Raw genomic sequence first — 19,250 nt, forward strand, 5'->3', positions numbered from 1 at the left:
AGTTAGTTGCTGTCACTGTCTTTGTTGTCGACGCGGTAGCCGAAGCTGAACCCGACGCCCTGGAACAGCACCACGTCGGCCAGTTGACGGGCGAGTTCGCCGGCGCTGGCCAGTTTGGTTTTCGGCACGTAGAGCATGTCGTCCGGTTGCAGGTAGGCGATTTGCGGCGCCTCGCCCGACAGGGCCTTCTCGACGTCGTAACGCACGGCCTGCACCTGATTGCCGTTGCGGCGCATGATCACCACCGAATCAAGGCGTGCCTTGACGTTGGTGCCTCGAGCCAGGGTCAGCGCTTCAAGCACCGAGACCGGCCGGCGGATCGGGTAGGAACCCGGTTGGCCGACTTCGCCGAGCACATAGATTTCGTTGCCGGCGGTGGATTTCAGCAGCACGTCCACGGTCATCCGGCCCGGCAGTTGCGCGTACTTCTTGTTGAGGAAGGTTTCCAGTTGATTGACGGTCATGCCTTGCAGCGGCACAGCGCCGATTTCCGGGAAACTCGCGTAGCCGTCAGTGCCGACGGTGATCTCGCGGCTCATGCCGGTGGCCGGATGGTTCAGCGCGCTTTTCAGATTCTGCTCGTTGGTCAGCGGGCTGATGATCTGCACGGTCAACTGATTGCGGTTGGGCTGAAACAGTTGTTTGCGCTGATAGGCACGCTGGATTTCTTCGCGAGCCTGATCACTGGTCAGCCCGGCGATTTTCACCGAAGTGTTGGCGCCCGGCAGTTCGATGCTGCCGTCGGGCAGCACCAGTTGATTGCCGTTGAGCTGGCTGGCGGCGGTGAAGTTCAGGCCGATCTGGTCACCCGACTGCACGCGGTAAGCGTCCGAGCCGCTGGTGCTGATATGGAAGATCACGTCGAGCACATCCTGCGGGCGCAGGGTCTGCTCGATCTTCGGCATGTCCGTCGCTTGGGCGTTGGCCGGCGCGGCGGTGAGGATATTCACCGGCATGTTTTGCGTTTCAGAATTGCTGGAGCAACCTGCGAGCGGCAGCAACAGCAGGACAAGCATTTTGGCGTTCATGGCGTCATCCTTCGCGGTTGCTTACAGGTTTTTGTAAAGCCATTTGGGCATGTAGTACTTGCGCCGGTTGAACACGCTGCCGACCACTTTCGCGCCAGCCTGCGTCAGGCGTTGCACGGCGGCCTGAGCGACTTCCCAGCGAGTGTCCTCAGCGCGAACCACAAACACCACGCCATCCACTTGGGTACTGATGACCAGCGTGTCGGCGGCGGAGTACACCGCGTCGCCGTCGATCACGACGAAGCGATACTGGCTGCCCAGTTGATCAAGCAACGGGCTCAGACGCTCGGCGGTCAGGTGCTCCATGGTGCGGATCGGCCGGCCATTCGGCAGTACGTGGAACGGCAGGCTTGAGACCTGCACCACGCAGTCCTGCAACAGCGGCGGGTTGTCCGGGTTGAACAGCAAGTCACGCAGGCCGCGCTCTTTGCTCAGGTTCAGCTGCTGCGTCAGATTGCTCGCCGACTGGCTGGCGTCGACCAGCAGCACTTGGCCGCTGCTCATTTGCGCCAACTGGCTGGCCAGCGCCAACGCACTGGTGGTGGTGCCGGCGCCCGGGTTGGCGGCGGTCAGAAACAGGATCCGCAGATCAAGATCCAGCACGGTCGAGGTCAGGTTCGATTCGCTGGGGTTGGCAATGCTCAGGCTTTTGTTGGTTGAACCGTCCATTAGCTTGCTCCGTGGCCGCTGAATACTTTGAAGGGGGTTTTCAACAGAATCTTCAGATCAAGCAAAAGGCTCTGCTCGGCGATGTAGCTGAGGTCCAACTCAACGCGCTGGTCGAAGTCGATGTTGCTGCGCCCGGAGATCTGCCAGAGGCCGGTCATTCCGGGATAAATCGCCAGACGGGCGAGGTGACTGTCCTTGTAGCGATAGGCGTTGAACGAGGTCGGACGTGGGCCGACCAGGCGCATGTCGCCGGTCACTACATTGATCAGGTTGGGCAGTTCATCGAGGCTGGTGCGCCGCAGAAAACCGCCGATACCGGTGATGCGTGGATCCTGATCAATCTTGAAGTCGATGGCGTCGGCACCGTGCTTGTTCAGGTGGCGCAGCGACTCTTTCAATTCTTCGGCGTTGGCGACCATGGTGCGGAATTTGTACATGCCGAACTTGCGGCCGCGATAACCGGTGCGTTTCTGCACGAACATCACCGGGCCTTTGCTGGAGTACTTGATGGCCAGCGCCAGCCCGAGCAGCAGCGGCGAAATCAGCAGCAGAATGGTCAGCGCGCCGAGGCAGGCGACCACGCGATTAGTGCGTGACAACTGCCATGGGCGACCGCCGTCACGGCCGGTGAGCCAGCCACGACCCTGACGGTGAATCGCTGCATCGAGGCGCATTCGTTGTTCCGGATCCATGCGTTTATCACGCTGCAGTTGTTGGATCGGTACACCTTTTTCATGTCCAGTCATAAAGTCCTCCGCTGATGTTCAGCCGCGAGCGGCGCGTGGGCGATAGGCAGTCGGGTAGTAATCGCGAAACCATGCGATGAAGCGTCCAAGTCCTTCGTCCAGCTCTATGCGTGGCTGGAACCCGGTGGCCTGGGCCAGATCGCTGGCGTCGGCACAGGTGTTGAGCACGTCGCCCGGTTGTAGCGGCAGCAGCTCGACAATGGCGTTCTGGCCGAGGTGTTTTTCCATCAGCGCCAGATAGGTTTTCAGCTCGACCGGGTGTTGCCCGCCGATGTTGAACAGTCGCCACGGCGCCATGCTGCTGGCCGGGTCGGGCTGCTCGCGATCCCACAGCGGTTGCGCTTGTGGTGGGCGATCGGTGAGACGGGCAATGCTTTCGATGATGTCGTCGATGTAGGTGAAGTCGCGTTGATGCTCGCCGTAATTGAACAGCTTCAGCGGCTCGCCTTCGCTGATCGCCCGGGCGAACTGGATCGGCGACATGTCTGGCCGGCCCCAAGGGCCGTACACGGTGAAAAAGCGCAGGCCGGTGCAGGGAATGCCGAATAGATGGCTGTAGCTGTGCGCCATCAGTTCATTGGCTTTTTTAGTGGCGGCGTACAGCGACAGCGGATGATTGACGCCGTCCTTCACGGAATAGGGCGTGTGCTGGTTGGCGCCGTACACCGAACTCGACGAGGCGTAGATCAAATGCTCGACCGGGTGATGCCGGCAGCTCTCCAGAATGTTGAGGAAACCATTGAGGTTGCTGTCGAGATAGGCCCGTGGATTTTCCAGCGAATAACGCACTCCGGCCTGCGCCGCGAGGTGAATCACCACTTGCGGGCGTTCACGGACAAACAGCGCGTCGACGGCTGCGGCATCGGCCAGATCAACCGTCGCGAGCTGGAAATCGCCGACCTGTTCACGCACCCATTGCACGCGGTCGTGCTTGAGTTGCGGGTCGTAGTAGCTGTTGAAATTATCCAGGCCGACCACCGAGTGGCCGTCGCGCATCAGCCGCAACACGCAATGAGCGCCAATGAAACCGGCCGCACCGGTGACCAGAATCTTCATGGCCGTGGTCCTTCGGGCGCGATATGGCGCAGGCCGATGCCGCTGTAATGCAGGCCGGCGGCGGCGACGTGTTCCGGGTTGTAGAGGTTGCGGCCATCGATGATGACTTTCGAGCGCAGCTTTTCCGCGAGCAATTCGAAATCGACCACGCGGAAGTTTTTCCACTCGGTGCAGATCACCAATGCATCGGCGTCTTCAAGGGTGTCGTCGCGGGTGGCGCACAGGTGCAGATCGTTGCGGTAGCCGTAGAGGCGTCGGCACTCGGACATCGCTTCCGGATCGTAGGCCTGCACGCTGGCGCCTTCGGCCCACAGTGCATCCATCAGATAACGGCTTGGCGCTTCGCGCATGTCATCGGTGTTCGGTTTGAACGCCAAACCCCAAATGGCGATGGACTTGCCGGCCAGGCCTTGCGGAAATTGCGCTTTGAGTTTGCTGAACAGGATGTGCCGCTGCAGGTCGTTGACGTCGGTGACGCTGCGCAGCAATTTCAGCGGCATGCCGTTGTGTTCGGCGGTGTGCAGCAGGGCGCGCAGATCCTTGGGAAAGCACGAGCCACCGAAGCCGCAGCCCGGATAGATAAAGTGGTAACCGATGCGCGGATCAGAGCCGATGCCTTTGCGCACGGCTTCGATATCGGCACCCAGCAGTTCGGTGAGATTGGCCAGCTCGTTCATGAAGCTGATACGCGTGGCGAGCATCGCGTTGGCGGCGTACTTGGTCAGCTCGGCGCTGCGGTTGTCCATGAACATCAATTTTTCGTGGTTGCGGCAGAACGGCGCGTACAACTCGCTCATCTGCTCGCGGGCCGCTTCGTCGCGGGTACCGACGATGATCCGGTCGGGGCGCATGCAATCGGCGAGGGCGCTGCCTTCCTTGAGAAATTCGGGGTTAGAGACCACGCGCACGTTCAGCTCGGATTTGCCGCGACGCAGCAGTTCACTGTTGGCAGCGGCGAGCACCTGATCCGCCGTGCCTACCGGCACCGTCGATTTGATGATCAGCGTGCGATCGGCCTCCATGAACGAGGCGATTTGCCGGGCGACGTTGAGCACGTGGCTCAGGTCAGCAGAGCCATCCTCATCGGCCGGCGTGCCCACAGCGATGAAAATCAGCTCGGCGTGCTCCACCGCATCACTGGCCTGGGTGCTGAACAATAAGCGCCCGGCCTTAATGTTTTCTTCCAGGGTGCTGGACAAACCCGGTTCACTAATCGGAGGAACTGCTTGTTGCAGTTGCTTGATTTTATTCGGATCAATATCCACGCATAAAACGCGGTGTCCAACATCGGCAAGTGCCGCTGCTTGTATCAGGCCAACATAGCCCGTACCAAATACGCTCACGTCCATATTGGCGTGCCTCGTAAGACGGTGGAAAGAGTTCGAAATGAGACTGTCAAAAGGGGTATAGCGCAGGGTGAGAAAAGCGTGTCAGCAAAATGACATGTTGCACCTGTATAACAGGTCCATTTTTGGGGGCGAATGGCCATCAAGTGCTTGCTATTGCTGGATTTGTCCCGTTCTTGACGCTTTTTTCACAATTCCATTAATGCGATAAACGGTCGCAGGCCGCGAAATTAGAGGCTTGCAGCAACTGGAGTGTGTCAGATTTGAGTCAACGTTTTTTTGACGCTTTAGGGAAAAGTCAGCCATTTCTTGCGCTTTGATGGCCGGGTGCTAGTGTCAGTTTTTGACCGACAAAACCTTGACCCTTTGCCGTTTCGCGCGACCGGAAAAGCCATGTTTCGATACCTGAAAGAACTGCTTTTAATTATTTATCTGCTGCTTTATTGCGAATATTACATTGAGCGGTTAAATGCTATCGGCCTCGGTTTTCCTGTACTTCTTTTTGGCGCGATGTTTTTGGCGCTTACTTTAGCGTTATATCTAACGGCCTATATACGCCAGACACTCATACGACATCTATTCGCATTGGCAATGTTTGCCTCGGCGGTGTTTTTTGATGTCTACACCCGGGTCACCGCGGATTACCTGAACTACAGCAGTTTCGTCTCGCTGGTCTATTCCGGTGGCTTCATTCAGGAGGCGGCGTATCAGTACCGGGACGCGATCCTGCGCGGGGTGCTCAGTGGGCTGTTGTTACTGTTCGGCATCGGCCTCAAACCTCGGCATGCGCTGGTGGTGCCGAACGCCTTTCGCGTGGCCGCGCCGATTTGTGGGGTTTTGCTGCTCAGCGCCGTGCTGTTTTTACGCGCGGGCGAGGGCGCCCGTGGCTTGCCGATCATGTACACGCCGCTGGCCTATCTGAACCTGTTTGCCTATGAGGCGCTGCACAACACCGTCGGCCCGCGTGAACCAGTGACGCTGGCGCGCGCCTCGCAACCGGTCGGGCATGACATCGTGCTGATCATCGACGAAAGCATCTCCGGCAATTATCTGGACATCAACGCGCCTTTTGGCGTGCACAGCAACCTCAAGCAGGCGCACGCTGGCGTCGACATTTTCAATTATGGCTACGCGGCGTCCATCGCCAATTGCAGCGCCGACACTAACGTCACCCTGCGCTACGGCGGCACCCGCGCCGATTACATGCGCATCAACAGCACGCTGCCGTCGATCTGGCAGTACGCGAAAAAGGCCGGGCTGCGCACGGTGTACATCGATGCCCAGCGCACCGGCGGCAATCTGCAGAACCTGATGACCGATACCGAGAAAAAGGACATCGACGAATTTGTGCAATTCGACAAAACCAGCGTGCGCGACCGCGACATGGCGGCAGCGGCGAAGCTGATCGAGCTGCTCAACGACGACAAAGCGGAGTTGGTGGTGATCAACAAGGTCGGCGCGCATTTTCCGGTGCACGACAAATACCCCGATGCATTCATGGCGTACCGCCCGACGTTACCGCGCGGTCAGTTCACTGAAGTGGCGGACACTGGTGAGCGCACCGGTTTCAATGGTCAGCCCGATGATTGGGTGCTGTACCGCAATGCCTACAAGAACACCGTGCTGTGGAACGTCGGCGAGTTTTTTGCGCGGGTGTTTGCGCAGGCCAATCTGAACAATGCGTTGCTGATTTATACGTCTGATCATGGCCAGGATTTGCATGAGCGCGGCAATCCCGGGCTCAACACCCATTGCGGCGGCGATCCGGTGGAGGAGGAGGGGCTGGTGCCGTTGGTGGTGATTCAGGGCAGCGATCTGAAAACGCTGGATTGGTCGGCGCAGTTGGCGGTGAACAAGGATCGCTCCAGCCACTACAACATTTTCCCGACGCTGTTGCAGTTGATGGGGTATGACCTGGCAGGGGTTGAGGCGGTGTATGGCAAACCGCTGAGCGTGGCGACGGGCGATGAGTTTACGTTTAACTACCGGTTTAATGCGCGGCTGGGGGCGAAGCCGGAGTGGAAGCATATTGATTTGGGGAGCATTGTCACGCCGACGCAGGCGCCGGCGAGTGTGGCGGCGGGGCAGTGAGTTTTGGGTTGGATGGGCGGGCCCTTTCGCGAGCAAGCCCGCTCCCACAGGTTGATCGCATTGCAAAATGTGGGAGCGGGCTTGCTCGCGAAGACGGTGTGGCTGTCACTGCCAATATTGAGTATGGTACCGAGCCCGATAAACCCCCGGCGCACACCCCAGCCATCTCAAGCACGCGCGGTTAAAACTCTGCACATCGCTGTACCCCAACCGATCCGACACTTCGACCAGCTCCAGCTCTCCGGCCTGCAATAAATCCTCAGCCCGATAGCGCCGATACTCATCCAGCAATTCGGAAAAACTCCAGCCCAACGCCTTCAACCGCCGGGCCGCTGTGCGTTCGATCAAATGCTGCGCCGCACAAAAGTGCTTCCAGTCCGCCGCTGCGAGATCCTCGATCAGGTAATCGCTGAGCTGCTCCAGCAAGGTCGATTCGCTGTTACGTCGCGTTTGCTCCAGCAACTCCACCAGCGTCTGTTCCAGCCCCTGATTGCCCGGCGTCAGCGCCGCGACAAACAGCTGTGGATCCAGCCGAATCGCCAGATAAGCCTGCTCACCCAGCACCGACGCCCGAAAGGCGCGCTCATGTTCATCGCTAGTCGCCGAAAGCAGCGTCACGCCGACAACAGGATCACGCCCCAAACCGCTGGCGAGCAATTTGCGCCGCAACATGCTGCACAGGCTGACCAGAATGTAATCGGCAATCGGCGCCGCCGCGCGCAGGCTGCCGGTTTCGACCAGACGCAATTCCACGCGGTCATCCTCACGCACGATCTGCGCGTGGAAATGGCCGTTGAAGAAAGGGAAGAAACGCACGAAATAAGCGCAGGCACTTTCCAGCGACACCGCGACATCGAACAGATAGGTCAGGCCATTGGTGGCCGTCGAGACAAAGCGCCGTCCCGCCGCCAGACCGATCAGCGGGTCGCCGGTCTGCTCCAGTGCGAACGCCCAGAAGCGCCGCGACAGCACCAGCGGAATGCGCATGAACGGCGTGCGCAAATCGAACAGGCTGCGATGAAATTGCGCTTCGATGGCGTCCTGCGGGATGCCGCGCGCGAGCAGTTCTTCGATGGCCGGCAGCAGGGTCGGCGCGTAAAAGGCGTTGGCGGGCGGCTGATTGATTTTTGTCATGTAGGGCTCACCGCTTGATTCGGGACACTGGTTAGGCTGGCCGACGTTAAGCGATTTGCCGGAGCAAGACCATGCTTGATTTACGCCAGCTCGACCTCAACCTGTTGCTCGCCTTCGACGCGATCTACCAACAGCGTAGCGTCACCCGCGCCGCCGATGTGATGAGCCTGTCGCAACCGGCGATGAGCAACGCGCTGCGGCGCCTGCGTGAATTGTGCGGCGATCCGCTGTTTATCAAGAGTCGCCTGGGCGTGACGCCGACGCTGGTCGCGCATCGGCTGGCGGACTATGTACGCGCGGCACTTGAGTCTTTGCGTGACGGTTTGCGAATGATACCGGCGGCGCGGCAGAACAATCCGTTGCTGCGCATCAGTTGCCTGGATTGCCTGCAACCAGTGCTGCTGGATGCGTTGCTCGAAGCGCCGCATGCCGATTGGCAAGTGCGCTATTTCCAGCCGCGCCGACGTGATGCGCTGCAGGAACTGGCCAGTGGCAAGCTGGATATTCTGATCGACATCGATCAGCCATTGGCCAGGTTGAGCGGTTTGCACAAACGCACCTTGGCGGCGGATCACTACGTGTTTGCCTACGGTGCGGCGTTGAAGGAGCCACCGCGCACCTTGCAGGCGTATCTGCTACAACCGCAGATTCAGGTGTCGAGTCGCCGGGACGGTTTGAGTCCGGTGGACCTGCAACTGGGCCTCAAAGGCCTGCGCCGCACGATTGCGGTGACCACGCAAAGTACCCTCGCGGCGAAGCTGATTGCCGACCGCCAGCCGTTCGGCCTGAGTTTGCCGAGTCGGGTTGCCAGCACCTTGGGTCTGCAGCACGTGCCGCTGCCACTGGAGGACGCGGTGGAGCTGAAACTGGCGCTGTACATCGAAGCCCGTTATCGCTTCGAACGCAGCCGCGAAGAAGCCATGCACTGTCTACTGCAAGCCCTCGGCGAACCGCTGCAACTCCCCGCGAAAACCCAACACCTGTGGGAGCTGGCCTGCTCGCAATAGCGGTCATCGCGAAGGTGCCCGAAACGCAGCGGTGTCCAGACATTCCGAGCACACCACAATTCACTGTGCGAGCGGGCTTGCCGACGATGGGGTCGTCCGTGTCGCTGCAGGAAACCCCAGTCGAAAAACCGTCATCACCCCCGGCAAACTCTTCACATCGGCGACACCCTGATGCAGGCTCATGATCGAGCGCACGATCGCCAGCCCCAACCCAGTGCTGCCCTGCGACCGCGAGCGGCTGCTGTCGACACGGTAGAAACGGTCGAACAGATACGGCAAATGCGCGGCTTCGATCCCTGCCCCCGGATTGCTCACCAACAATGAAGTCTGCGTCGCGCCCTGTTCAATCAATAACGTCACGGTTTTGCCGTTCGGGCAATGCCGCAAAGCATTCGACAGCAGATTGGAAATCGCCCGCTGAACCATCAGCCGATCGCCCAGCACCGTGGCACTGCCCAGCACACTCAAGTGAATGTCTTTGTCTTGCGCGGACAACGAAAACATCTCGGCGACTTTCGCCACCTCGGCCTCCAGCGCAAGCGACTCGAACGGTGCCAGCGCCGAAGGATGACTCACTTGCGCCAGAAACAACATGTCGGAAACGATCCGCGCCACGCGCTCCAGTTCTTCGGTGCACGACACCAGCACATCCTTGTATTCCTCGACGCTGCGCTCACGCGACAGCGTCACTTGCGCCTTGCCCATCAGGTTATTGATCGGCGTGCGCAATTCATGCGCCAGGTCGTCGGAGAACTGCGACAACTGCTGCACCCCGGCGTCCAGCCGATGCAGCATGAAGTTGATGCCCTGCGCCAATTCACTGAGCTCCTGCGGCATGTTCACCACCGACAGGCGATGATCGAGATCCTGGGTCGAGACCATCGCCGCGACTTTGCGAAACTCGCGCATCGGCGCCAGTCCGCGCTGCACCGCGCCCCACGCCGTGAGGCCGATGAACACCAGCAACAACGGCAAGGCAATCAGCGTCGAGCGCAAGTAGGCGCTTAGTAACGCCTCGTCGTGGGCGTTATCCACCGACAACAGCACTGGCACGCTGTTGCCGTCCTTGAGGCGAATCAGTTTCGAGGCAGTGAGGAATTTCTTCCCTTCCGCGTCGGTGCTGTCGCTGTAGGTCAACTGATCGGTGGTCGCGCGAACCGCTTTCAATTCAACCCGTGGCTCGGCCAGTCCCGAGCCGGATTTGAGCAGCGGAGAACGCTGATTCAAGCGGTCATAAATCGTCAGCGTGAGGTTGTCATGGCCCATCACCTGATCGAGCAAAATATGTGGTTTACCGCTGATTTCATTGGCGTCGACGTACAGCGACAGGCTGTGCTCGACCTGTTGCATCTTCTTTTCCAGACTGTCTCTGGAAAGCGCATTCAGCTCATGGGTCAGGGCGAAATAGGCGAGGATCGCCAGAAACACCACCAGCAGCGCGCCGAGAATGCTCACCGTCAAACCGAGGCGCATCGACAGGCTGGCCGGTTTCATTCGCGCGCCTCCAGCACGTAGCCGACACCGCGCAGGGTGTGGATGAGTTTGCTGTCGAACGGGTCGTCGATTTTTGCGCGCAAGCGGCGGATCGACACTTCGACCACATTGGTGTCGCAGTCGAAATTCATGTCCCACACCAGCGAGATGATTTGCGTGCGCGTCAGCACTTCGCCGGACTGGCGCATCAGCAGGTGCAGCAGGGCGAATTCCTTGGTGGTCAGGTCGATGCGTTGCTCGCCACGGAATGCGCGATGGCGGCCCGGGTCGAGTTCCAGATCGGCGACTTTCAGCACCTGTGGCAGCGGAATGTTTTCGCTGCGACGCATCAAGGTGCGTACCCGCGCGAGCAGTTCGGGAAATTCGAACGGCTTGACCAGATAGTCATCGGCACCCAGATCGAGGCCGCGAATCTTGTCGGCCAGACGTCCGCGCGCGGTGAGCATCATCACCCGCGTGGCGTGGGTTTTGCGCAGTTGTTCCAGCACGCCCCAGCCGTCCAGTTCGGGCAGGTTCACATCGAGAATAATCAGGTCATAGGCCTGTTGTTGCGCCAGGTGCAAACCATCGGCGCCGGTGGCGGCGTGGTCAACCACATATCCACTTTCGGTCAATCCCTGATGTAAGTATTCGGCAGCTTTAAGCTCGTCCTCGACGACAAGGATTCGCATGATCTTTCACCACTTATATTTAATGGGTATTTGATTAAAAAGGGCCCTCACCCTAGCCCTCTCCCGGAGGGAGAGGGGACTGAATGGGGGATATTTCAGAACTACGCCGACGTGAAAAAGCTTTGATGAATCCATAATCGACTTGATGTAACAGGTCGTTAAATAACGCCAGACAACTCGGTCTGCTCCCTCTACCTCCGGGAGAGGGCTGGGGTGAGGGGAAGTCGCACAATAAAGGTTGTAGTGGCTACAGGGTCAACCGCCAAGCGCTTTAAAACGGCCATCTGCGACAGCCTGTCGCAGCACAAACTGCAAAATCCCCATGACATTGATTTACACAAGTGCTGTTCAGCAGATATCTAACTCGCATTTGTTTCCATGTATTACGACAACAGCGTTCGCACTTCGCATCCTAGAACAAAACAACTAGTTCAAACCGTGGATAACGGATTTGTAATGTTCCAGTCACCTTGTCGATAAGTTCAAAACCCTACCGTGGCGGCATCAAAGATTCTTGAATAAAGGAAGTCTGCCATTGCCCGGTTTAATTGAACTGACGGCGCGATCACGCCTGCAAAAAACACTCGGCGGCCTGCTGTTACTGGCCAGTGCCAGCCTGGCGAATGCCTCGACGCTGACGCTGGATCAAGCCCTGCAAAGCGCCTTCGCCGGTAACCCTGATCTGGCCGCCGCGCAGTGGGAAATCGGCATTGCCGAAGGTGATCGTGTGCAGGCTGGTTTGATCCCCAACCCCGAAGTTTCCTGGGAGGCCGAAGACACTCGCCGCGATTCGCGCACCACGACGATCATGCTCAGCCAACCGATTGAACTGGGCGGCAAACGCGGTGCACGGATCGACGTCGCCAGCCGCGCGCAGGACGCCGCCGGCATCGAACTGGAGCGCAAGCGTAATGCCTTGCGCGCCGATGTGATTCAAGCATTCAACAGTGCGCAAACCGCGCAGCAACGCCTGGATCTGTCTCGGCAATCGCTGCAACTCGCCGAGAAGGGTTTGCGCGTGGCTGACGGGCGCATTGAGGCCGGTAAATCGTCGCCGGTTGAAGGCACGCGGGCGCAAGTGCAGCTCTCGGAAGTACGTCTTGAAGTGAGCCGCGCCGAGCGCGATCAGGCCAACGCTTACCAACAATTGGCGCAGGTGATGGGCGCGCCTTTGCCGGCATCGACCAAGGTGCAGGCACCGGCGAAAAGCCTGATGGCTGTTCCACCGCCGACAAGATTACTCGAGCGTCTGAACGAAACCGCCGAGCTGCGTCTGGCCAAATTGCAGATCGATCAGCGCGAAGCCTCATTGGGATTGGAGAAGTCCCAGCGCATCCCCGATCTGACCGTGAGCGTGGGCAGCCAATACAGCGAAACCGAGCGCGAACGGGTCAACGTGGTCGGGCTGTCGATGCCGATTCCGCTGTTCAACCGCAATCAAGGCAATGTGCTCGCCGCCGCGCGCCGCACCGATCAGGCACGGGATCTGCGTAACGCCACCGAACTGCGTTTGCGCACCGAAATCCAGACCAGTCTTGAGCAATGGCAGACCGCCAACGGCGAAGTCACAGCGTTCAACCAGACCATCCTGCCCGCCGCGCAACGTGCGGTCGACAGCGCCACGCGCGGCTTTGAAATGGGCAAGTTCGGCTTCCTCGATGTGCTCGATGCGCAACGCACGTTGATCGCCGCGCGCAGCCAATACATCCAGGCCGTCAGTGAGGCCACTGACGCTCGCGTACGCATCGAACGGATCTTCGGCGAGCTCGCCGTCAGCCCTTGAATTTCATCTTTTTGAGCACTGCGCGATGGCACGGCGCAGAGGAGTTTCCATGGATAAAAAACTGATTGTGGTCGCTGCGGCGACATTGGCGCTGGGCATTGGTGTGGGCTCGATGTGGTCGGGCACTGCCTCCATCGACGCGCATGCCGATGAAGCGGCGGATCACGCCGATCACGCGGAAGGAGGCGCTGCGGCTGAGCATGGCGAAGAAGGACACATCGAACTGACCGCCGAGCAAATCACCGCTGCCGGCATTCAACTGGCTGAAGCGAAACCGCAAAACATCAGCCTCGGCTTGCCGTTCCCCGGTGAAGTGCGTTTCGACGAAGACCGCACCGCCCACGTGGTGCCGCGTGTGCCGGGGGTGGTCGAGGCAGTCTCGGTCAACCTCGGGCAGACGGTGAAGAAGGGCCAGTTGCTGGCGGTGATCGCCAGTCAGCAGATCTCCGATCAGCGCAGCGAACAAGCGGCGGCGCAACGGCGTTTGGCGTTGGCGCGCACGACCTATGAGCGGGAGAAAAAACTCTGGCAGGACAAGATCTCGGCCGAACAGGATTTCCTTCTGGCGCGCCAAGCGTTGCAAGAGGCGGAAATCGCCGTAAGCAATGCGCGGCAAAAGATCAGCGTGCTCAGTGGCAGCGTGGTCGCCACCGGCGGCAATCGCTACGAATTGCGTGCGCCGTTTGACGGCGTGGTGGTGGAAAAACACCTGACGCCGGGTGAGGTGGTCGATGAAACCACGGCAGCGTTCACGCTCTCGGATCTGTCGCGGGTGTGGGTGACGTTCGGCGTTTCACCGAAGGATTTGACCAAGGTGCAAGTGGGTAAAGCGGTCACCGTCAGTGCGCCGGAATTGAACGCCGAAGTTGTTGGCAGCGTGGCCTATGTTGGCAGTTTGCTCGGCGAACAAACCCGCACTGCAACCGTGCGCGTGACCCTGGAAAACCCGCAAGGCTCATGGCGCCCCGGTCTGTTCGTCACCGCGCTGGTCGCAACCGACAGCCGCGAAGCAAAAGTCGCTGTGCCGGAAACGGCGATCCAGACCGTCGAGGACAAACCCACGGTGTTCGTGCGCACCGACGATGGTTTCGAAGCGCGCCCGGTTGAGTTGGGCAGTCGCGCGGCGGGCCAGGTGGAAATCACCCAAGGACTGGAGCCGGGCGTGCAAGTTGCCAGCGCCGGCAGCTTCGTCCTCAAATCGGAACTGGGCAAAGCCTCAGCCGAGCATAGCCACTGATCCGGAAGACTCCCATGTTCGAACGCCTGATCCAGTTTGCCATCGAGCAGCGCATCATCGTGCTGCTCGCCGTTCTGCTTATGGCCGGCCTCGGTATCGCCAGTTATCAAAAACTGCCGATCGACGCCGTGCCCGACATCACCAACGTCCAGGTGCAAATCAACACCGGCGCCGCCGGGTTCTCGCCGCTGGAAACCGAGCAGCGCATCACCTTCCCGATTGAAACCGCAATGGCCGGTTTGCCGGCGCTGGAGCAGACCCGTTCGCTATCGCGTTCGGGTCTGTCGCAAGTCACAGTGATCTTCAAGGACGGCACCGACCTGTTCTTTGCTCGTCAGTTGGTCAACGAGCGTTTGCAGATCGCCAAGGAGCAATTGCCCGAAGGCGCGGAAGCGATGATGGGGCCGATTTCCACCGGGCTCGGCGAGATCTTTTTGTGGACGGTGGAAGCCAAGGAGGGCGCGCTCAAGGACGACGGCACAAGCTACACGCCGACCGATTTGCGGGTGATTCAGGATTGGATCATCAAGCCGCAATTGCGCAACGTGCCGGGTGTGGCCGAGATCAACACCATCGGCGGTTTCGCCAAGGAATATCAGATCGCGCCGGATCCGAAACGGCTGGCGGCGTACAAGTTGACGCTCACTGATCTGGTCACCGCGCTGGAGCGCAACAACGCCAACGTCGGCGCCGGGTACATCGAGCGCAGCGGCGAGCAGTTGCTGATTCGCGCACCGGGGCAAGTGGCGAGCACCGAGGACATCGCCAATATCGTCATGGCCAATGTCGACGGCACGCCGATCCGCGTGAAAAACGTGGCGACGGTGGAAATTGGTCGTGAACTGCGCAGCGGCGCGGCCACGGAAAACGGTCGCGAAGTGGTGCTCGGCACGGTGTTCATGCTGATCGGCGAGAACAGTCGAACGGTCTCGCAGGCGGTGGCCAGCAAGCTTGAACAGATCAATAAATCCTTGCCCCAAGGCGTGATCGCCGTGCCGGTTTACGACCGTACACACCTGGTCGACAAAGCCATCGCTACGGTGAAAAAGAACCTCATTGAAGGCGCGATTCTGGTGATCGCGATTCTGTTTTTGTTCCTCGGTAATATCCGCGCGGCGCTGATTACTGCGATGGTGATTCCGTTGTCGATGTTGTTCACCTTCACCGGAATGTTCAGCAACAAAGTCAGCGCCAACCTGATGAGTTTGGGCGCGCTGGACTTCGGCATCATCGTCGATGGCGCGGTGGTAATCGTTGAAAACACTCTGCGGCGATTGGCCCATGCGCAGCAGCATCATGGGCGTTTACTGACCCGCGCCGAGCGTTTCAAGGAAGTGTTTGCGGCGGCGAAGGAAGCGCGGCGACCGCTGATTTTCGGGCAGTTGATTATCATGGTCGTGTACCTGCCGATTTTCGCGTTGAGCGGCGTCGAAGGGAAAATGTTCCATCCGATGGCGTTCACCGTGGTCATCGCTTTGCTTGGCGCGATGCTGTTGTCGGTGACCTTTGTGCCGGCGGCGATTGCGTTGTTCGTGACCGGCAAAGTCAAGGAAGAAGAGGGCGCGGTGATGCGCGGTGCACGCCGCGTTTATGCGCCGGCGCTGGCCTGGGTGATGAGTCATCGCGCTGTCGCGGTGAGCGCTGCGTTGGCCGTGATCGTGCTCAGCGGCGTGCTCACCAGTCGCATGGGCAGCGAGTTTGTGCCGAGCCTCAGCGAAGGGGATTTTGCCCTGCAAGCGCTGCGCGTGCCGGGCACCAGCCTGACGCAATCGGTGGATATGCAGCAGCGACTGGAGAGGATGATTCTGGCGAAAGTGCCGGAAGTCGAACGCGTCTTTGCCCGTACCGGTACTGCCGAAATCGCTTCCGATCCGATGCCGCCGAACATCTCCGACAGCTACGTGATGCTCAAGCCGAAAGAGCAGTGGCCGGATCCGCGCAAGTCGCGCGAAACCTTGATGGCGGAACTGCAAGCCGCTGCCGCGACCTTGCCGGGCAGCAACTATGAGCTGTCGCAGCCGATTCAGTTGCGCTTCAACGAACTGATTTCCGGGGTGCGCAGTGACGTCGCAGTGAAGGTGTTTGGCGACGATATGGACGTGCTCAACGCCACGGCGGCGAAGATTGCTGCAGCAATGCAAAAGGTCAACGGCGCCTCTGAAGTGAAGGTCGAGCAAACCACCGGGTTGCCGGTGCTGACCATCAATATCGATCGCGACAAGGCGGCGCGTTATGGGCTGAATGTGGGGGATGTGCAGGACACGATCGCCGTTGCGGTGGGCGGGCGGCAGGCGGGGATTTTGTATGAAGGCGATCGGCGTTTCGACATGGTCGTGCGTTTGTCCGATGCCATGCGCAAGGACATCGACGGGCTCTCGGCGCTGCTGATTCCGGTGCCTTCTGTGAATGGCACGGCGAGTCAGATCGGTTTTATCGCCCTCAAGGAAGTCGCCAGCCTCGACCTGGTGCTCGGCCCGAATCAGGTCAGCCGCGAAAACGGTAAACGCCTGGTGATCGTCAGCGCCAACGTGCGTGGGCGTGACATCGGTTCGTTTGTCAGCGAAGCCGGCGCAGTGATTGAGCGTGATGTGCAGGTGCCCGCTGGTTACTGGACGAGTTGGGGCGGGCAGTTCGAACAACTGCAATCGGCTGCCAAGCGTTTGCAGATTGTCGTGCCAGTGGCGTTGCTGTTGGTGTTTGGGTTGTTGTTCATGATGTTCAACAATCTGAAGGATGGACTGCTGGTGTTTACCGGGATCCCGTTTGCGCTGACCGGCGGCGTGATGGCGCTGTGGTTGCGGGATATTCCGCTGTCGATTTCGGCGGGGGTCGGGTTTATCGCGCTGTCGGGTGTGGCGGTGTTGAACGGGTTGGTGATGATCGCGTTTATTCGTAATTTGCGGGAGGAGGGGCGTTCGCTTTCAGATGCCATTAACGAAGGCGCACTGACACGGTTGCGGCCGGTGTTGATGACGGCGCTGGTGGCATCGCTGGGGTTCATTCCGATGGCGCTCGCGACTGGCACCGGTGCTGAAGTGCAGCGTCCGCTGGCGACCGTGGTGATCGGCGGGATCCTCTCCTCGACCATCCTCACACTGCTGATCTTGCCGGCCCTCTACCAACTCGCCCATCGCCGGGATGAGGGACGACGTTCCAACTAAATAGGTAATCCCCCTGTGGGAGCGGGCTTGCTCGCGAAAGCGGTGTATCAGTCAAAACATTATTTGAATGACACACCGCATTCGCGAGCAAGCCCGCTCCCACATTGGTTTTGTGTGCGGACTTAAAAGGCTGTTTCGGCAGATAACGGATCTGTAATTTCCCCGCCACCGTCACGAAAGGTTCACCTTGTTACCTTGATCCCGTCAGCTACTTAAACGAGGAATCAACCATGAAACTTGCCCAACTCAGTGCCTTCGCAGCCGCGCTCGCGGTGTCTTCCCTGGTCATGGCCGAAGGTGGCGGTGATCGCACTTTCGAAAAAATGATGGCCGCCAACGACCGATCCGTCGAGCTGTTCGTCGCCAAGGAACAGGCCCGCGACCCTGTCGTGTTGAACGAGAAAAAAGACGAGAAAACCAAAGCGCTGTAAGCGTTCGGAAAATGAGCAAGCCTGTCATCGACTGCCGATGCCGGGCTTTTCGATGAGGCAATGGACATGAAGATTTTTAAACGGATGGCGTTCGCTGCAGCGATGGCAGTGTCGGTGAGTGCACTGGCCGAGGGCGGCGGTGATCGCACCTTCGAACGCGCGCTCAGCGCCAACAGCATAGCCATGGAACAGTACGCCGCCAGCCAAGGCAAAGCGCCGCCGGTGGTGAAGGATTACGCGTACGGGATGAAGCTGGACGTGGTCAAAGTGGTGAGCGTGGTCAAGCCTGAGGCGGCGTGCGCCGTGGTGCCTACAGCGATGACATACGAAGATTCGAAGGGACAGCTCAACACAATCAAATACAGCGTGGCGGGCGTGTGTCGCAACGGCGGAACCTGAAAAAATCACAATCCCCTGTAGGAGCTGCCGAAGGCTGCGATCTTTTGATCTTGGTTTTCAAAATCAAAAGATCGCAGCCTTCGGCAGCTACTACAGTGAACGGATTTTAATTTCGGCATCAATTCGGGCTCTATGCCGCTGTTTGTGACGAAAATCAAGGGGTTGGTTGTTAAGTGTCTTGAATATCAAATGTGCCGTCAAGCTCGATTTTTTCTTTGGGGTCCTGTGTGCCGGCTAGTTTGATACTGAAAGAGCCTGTGACTTTATAAAGACTTGTTTCAGTTAATGTTAAGCGGCCCTGGGTGACAATAAATTGAGAGTTAATAATTCCTGGGCCTGGATTACCTCTCCAAAGTCGTCCTTCTGTAAAATTTCCTTCGTCAAATTTGTACTCTCCAGGCGGAGTACCTTTTTTGAATTTCAATTGAAGTTTGCGAGCACCTTGGCTTCCGGACACGTTATCAGGGCTATAAGCCACTGTTTCGCTGGAGAGGTAAGGCATATCGTCGTGTGTGGTGACGGCGTTAAGGTAACCCGTCACCAACGTGGTAGAGGTGTCAGTAGAATTGCTCATGTCTATTTCCTTTTTTGCAGTGAATATAATGAGCAGCTGCCAAAAGCTGCCATTCAATAGTATTTTCATTTTTATTGGACGGTCTACTGTCAGAGTTGACAGTAGACTCATGGTTGTTTTTGTGAGTTGCTTGATGCTGTATCAGTTTCATGTGGCGCATCTGCTCTCAGCGTATTCTTACTGGCCAACGCCTGCGAATCCCTCGCCTAGGCACCCTTAATGCTCGGCGACTTAGCAGCCTTGCTCGAAGGCACGCATCGCAAGACGCTGCTGGGTATCGCGCAAGTGGTCATGCTCGGTGAATTGGCGGTAAACAGGGCACTGGATAACGTCGATCCCGCTTCCTAACTCCTGTAGGAGTGAGCCTGCTCGCGATGGCTATGCGTCAGGCGATGAAGATGTCGCCTGTGCGAAACATTCGCG

The 19,250-nt window shown here is 58.9% G+C and carries 16 protein-coding genes and 1 pseudogene; 8 read left to right on the forward strand and 9 right to left on the reverse strand.

Translation table 11 applies throughout. The annotated features are described in order from the left end of the window. Positions 1 to 2 precede the first annotated feature (2 nt). Genes ACIP1X_RS14095 through ACIP1X_RS14115 form a run of 5 tightly spaced genes read right to left on the reverse strand, consistent with a single transcriptional unit; the run spans position 3 to position 4,848 of the window. Positions 3 to 1,028 carry a polysaccharide biosynthesis/export family protein gene (locus ACIP1X_RS14095; RefSeq protein WP_053119138.1) on the reverse strand — a complete coding sequence of 342 codons (1,026 nt, stop codon included), beginning with the start codon at positions 1,026 to 1,028 and terminating at the stop codon, positions 3 to 5. Positions 1,029 to 1,049: 21 nt separating this feature from the next. Further along, positions 1,050 to 1,697 (reverse strand): CpsD/CapB family tyrosine-protein kinase, encoded by a 648-nt coding sequence (locus ACIP1X_RS14100; RefSeq protein ID WP_008084477.1) that lies wholly within the window; start codon positions 1,695 to 1,697, stop codon positions 1,050 to 1,052. Further along, complete coding sequence (locus tag ACIP1X_RS14105; protein ID WP_400752887.1) at positions 1,697 to 2,443, reverse strand: sugar transferase; 747 nt, start codon at positions 2,441 to 2,443, stop codon at positions 1,697 to 1,699. Before ACIP1X_RS14105 ends, ACIP1X_RS14100 begins: the two co-directional genes overlap by 1 nt. A gap of 18 nt (positions 2,444 to 2,461) precedes the next feature. After that, positions 2,462 to 3,499 (reverse strand): NAD-dependent epimerase/dehydratase family protein, encoded by a 1,038-nt coding sequence (locus ACIP1X_RS14110; protein ID WP_400752889.1) that lies wholly within the window; start codon positions 3,497 to 3,499, stop codon positions 2,462 to 2,464. Continuing rightward, a complete protein-coding gene (locus ACIP1X_RS14115; RefSeq protein WP_212546148.1) occupies positions 3,496 to 4,848 on the reverse strand; it encodes a UDP-glucose/GDP-mannose dehydrogenase family protein in 1,353 nt (450 codons plus the stop codon). Before ACIP1X_RS14115 ends, ACIP1X_RS14110 begins: the two co-directional genes overlap by 4 nt. A gap of 390 nt (positions 4,849 to 5,238) precedes the next feature. Between ACIP1X_RS14115 and ACIP1X_RS14120 the strand changes: the two genes are divergently transcribed. Further along, entirely contained in the window at positions 5,239 to 6,936 is a 1,698-nt protein-coding gene (locus ACIP1X_RS14120) for a sulfatase-like hydrolase/transferase (RefSeq protein WP_400752892.1), read from the forward strand. Positions 6,937 to 7,041: 105 nt separating this feature from the next. Here the strand turns inward: ACIP1X_RS14120 and ACIP1X_RS14125 are convergent, their stop codons facing one another. Further along, positions 7,042 to 8,070, reverse strand: coding sequence for a helix-turn-helix domain-containing protein (locus tag ACIP1X_RS14125; protein ID WP_400752895.1), 1,029 nt, complete (start codon positions 8,068 to 8,070; stop codon positions 7,042 to 7,044). Between the two features lie 71 nt (positions 8,071 to 8,141). Between ACIP1X_RS14125 and ACIP1X_RS14130 the strand changes: the two genes are divergently transcribed. Further along, positions 8,142 to 9,077: a LysR family transcriptional regulator gene (locus ACIP1X_RS14130; protein WP_400752897.1), complete on the forward strand. Its 936-nt coding sequence runs from the start codon at positions 8,142 to 8,144 to the stop codon at positions 9,075 to 9,077. Between the two features lie 60 nt (positions 9,078 to 9,137). On the opposite strand, the gene ACIP1X_RS14135 is transcribed toward ACIP1X_RS14130, so the two are convergent. Beyond that, positions 9,138 to 10,571 (reverse strand): heavy metal sensor histidine kinase, encoded by a 1,434-nt coding sequence (locus ACIP1X_RS14135; protein WP_400752899.1) that lies wholly within the window; start codon positions 10,569 to 10,571, stop codon positions 9,138 to 9,140. After that, positions 10,568 to 11,242 carry a heavy metal response regulator transcription factor gene (locus tag ACIP1X_RS14140; protein ID WP_053121655.1) on the reverse strand — a complete coding sequence of 225 codons (675 nt, stop codon included), beginning with the start codon at positions 11,240 to 11,242 and terminating at the stop codon, positions 10,568 to 10,570. The genes ACIP1X_RS14135 and ACIP1X_RS14140 overlap by 4 nt, the downstream gene beginning before the upstream one ends. Positions 11,243 to 11,777: 535 nt before the next feature. Here ACIP1X_RS14140 and ACIP1X_RS14145 point away from each other — a divergent pair. From ACIP1X_RS14145 to ACIP1X_RS14165, 5 genes are all read left to right on the forward strand, one after another. Then, on the forward strand, positions 11,778 to 13,025 hold the full coding sequence (locus ACIP1X_RS14145) for a TolC family protein (RefSeq protein ID WP_400752901.1): 1,248 nt from the start codon (positions 11,778 to 11,780) through the stop codon (positions 13,023 to 13,025). Between the two features lie 49 nt (positions 13,026 to 13,074). Next, entirely contained in the window at positions 13,075 to 14,262 is a 1,188-nt protein-coding gene (locus ACIP1X_RS14150; RefSeq protein WP_400752903.1) for an efflux RND transporter periplasmic adaptor subunit, read from the forward strand. A gap of 14 nt (positions 14,263 to 14,276) precedes the next feature. Continuing rightward, positions 14,277 to 17,423, forward strand: coding sequence for a CusA/CzcA family heavy metal efflux RND transporter (locus ACIP1X_RS14155; protein WP_400752904.1), 3,147 nt, complete (start codon positions 14,277 to 14,279; stop codon positions 17,421 to 17,423). 230 nt (positions 17,424 to 17,653) lie between these two features. After that, positions 17,654 to 17,854: a co-regulatory protein PtrA N-terminal domain-containing protein gene (locus tag ACIP1X_RS14160; RefSeq protein WP_212551202.1), complete on the forward strand. Its 201-nt coding sequence runs from the start codon at positions 17,654 to 17,656 to the stop codon at positions 17,852 to 17,854. A gap of 66 nt (positions 17,855 to 17,920) precedes the next feature. Next, entirely contained in the window at positions 17,921 to 18,253 is a 333-nt protein-coding gene (locus ACIP1X_RS14165) for a DUF2790 domain-containing protein (RefSeq protein ID WP_400752906.1), read from the forward strand. A 169-nt stretch (positions 18,254 to 18,422) separates the two neighbouring features. Here ACIP1X_RS14165 and ACIP1X_RS14170 read toward each other — a convergent pair whose 3' ends face one another. Then, complete coding sequence (locus ACIP1X_RS14170; RefSeq protein WP_400752908.1) at positions 18,423 to 18,827, reverse strand: hypothetical protein; 405 nt, start codon at positions 18,825 to 18,827, stop codon at positions 18,423 to 18,425. Positions 18,828 to 19,004: 177 nt separating this feature from the next. Between ACIP1X_RS14170 and ACIP1X_RS14175 the strand changes: the two are divergent. Next, positions 19,005 to 19,175 (forward strand): annotated as a pseudogene (locus tag ACIP1X_RS14175) (DUF6124 family protein); the annotation flags it as partial. Between the last annotated feature and the right edge of the window lie 75 nt (positions 19,176 to 19,250).

It is taken from the genome of Pseudomonas sp. NPDC088885, assembly GCF_044750025.1.
GTDB classification, from domain to species: domain Bacteria; phylum Pseudomonadota; class Gammaproteobacteria; order Pseudomonadales; family Pseudomonadaceae; genus Aquipseudomonas; species Aquipseudomonas rustica.

Bases quoted from the DNA above. Each gene is read 5' to 3' on its own strand.
- ACIP1X_RS14120 (WP_400752892.1), top strand. From the start codon at position 5,239: ATGTTTCGATACCTGAAAGAACTGCTTTTAATTATTTATCTGCTGCTT.
- ACIP1X_RS14170 (WP_400752908.1), bottom strand. From the start codon at position 18,827: ATGAGCAATTCTACTGACACCTCTACCACGTTGGTGACGGGTTACCTT.
- ACIP1X_RS14155 (WP_400752904.1), top strand. From the start codon at position 14,277: ATGTTCGAACGCCTGATCCAGTTTGCCATCGAGCAGCGCATCATCGTG.
- ACIP1X_RS14135 (WP_400752899.1), bottom strand. From the start codon at position 10,571: ATGAAACCGGCCAGCCTGTCGATGCGCCTCGGTTTGACGGTGAGCATT.
- ACIP1X_RS14165 (WP_400752906.1), top strand. From the start codon at position 17,921: ATGAAGATTTTTAAACGGATGGCGTTCGCTGCAGCGATGGCAGTGTCG.
- ACIP1X_RS14110 (WP_400752889.1), bottom strand. From the start codon at position 3,499: ATGAAGATTCTGGTCACCGGTGCGGCCGGTTTCATTGGCGCTCATTGC.
- ACIP1X_RS14115 (WP_212546148.1), bottom strand. From the start codon at position 4,848: ATGGACGTGAGCGTATTTGGTACGGGCTATGTTGGCCTGATACAAGCA.
- ACIP1X_RS14150 (WP_400752903.1), top strand. From the start codon at position 13,075: ATGGATAAAAAACTGATTGTGGTCGCTGCGGCGACATTGGCGCTGGGC.
- ACIP1X_RS14160 (WP_212551202.1), top strand. From the start codon at position 17,654: ATGAAACTTGCCCAACTCAGTGCCTTCGCAGCCGCGCTCGCGGTGTCT.
- ACIP1X_RS14100 (WP_008084477.1), bottom strand. From the start codon at position 1,697: ATGGACGGTTCAACCAACAAAAGCCTGAGCATTGCCAACCCCAGCGAA.
- ACIP1X_RS14125 (WP_400752895.1), bottom strand. From the start codon at position 8,070: ATGACAAAAATCAATCAGCCGCCCGCCAACGCCTTTTACGCGCCGACC.
- ACIP1X_RS14140 (WP_053121655.1), bottom strand. From the start codon at position 11,242: ATGCGAATCCTTGTCGTCGAGGACGAGCTTAAAGCTGCCGAATACTTA.
- ACIP1X_RS14095 (WP_053119138.1), bottom strand. From the start codon at position 1,028: ATGAACGCCAAAATGCTTGTCCTGCTGTTGCTGCCGCTCGCAGGTTGC.
- ACIP1X_RS14105 (WP_400752887.1), bottom strand. From the start codon at position 2,443: ATGACTGGACATGAAAAAGGTGTACCGATCCAACAACTGCAGCGTGAT.
- ACIP1X_RS14130 (WP_400752897.1), top strand. From the start codon at position 8,142: ATGCTTGATTTACGCCAGCTCGACCTCAACCTGTTGCTCGCCTTCGAC.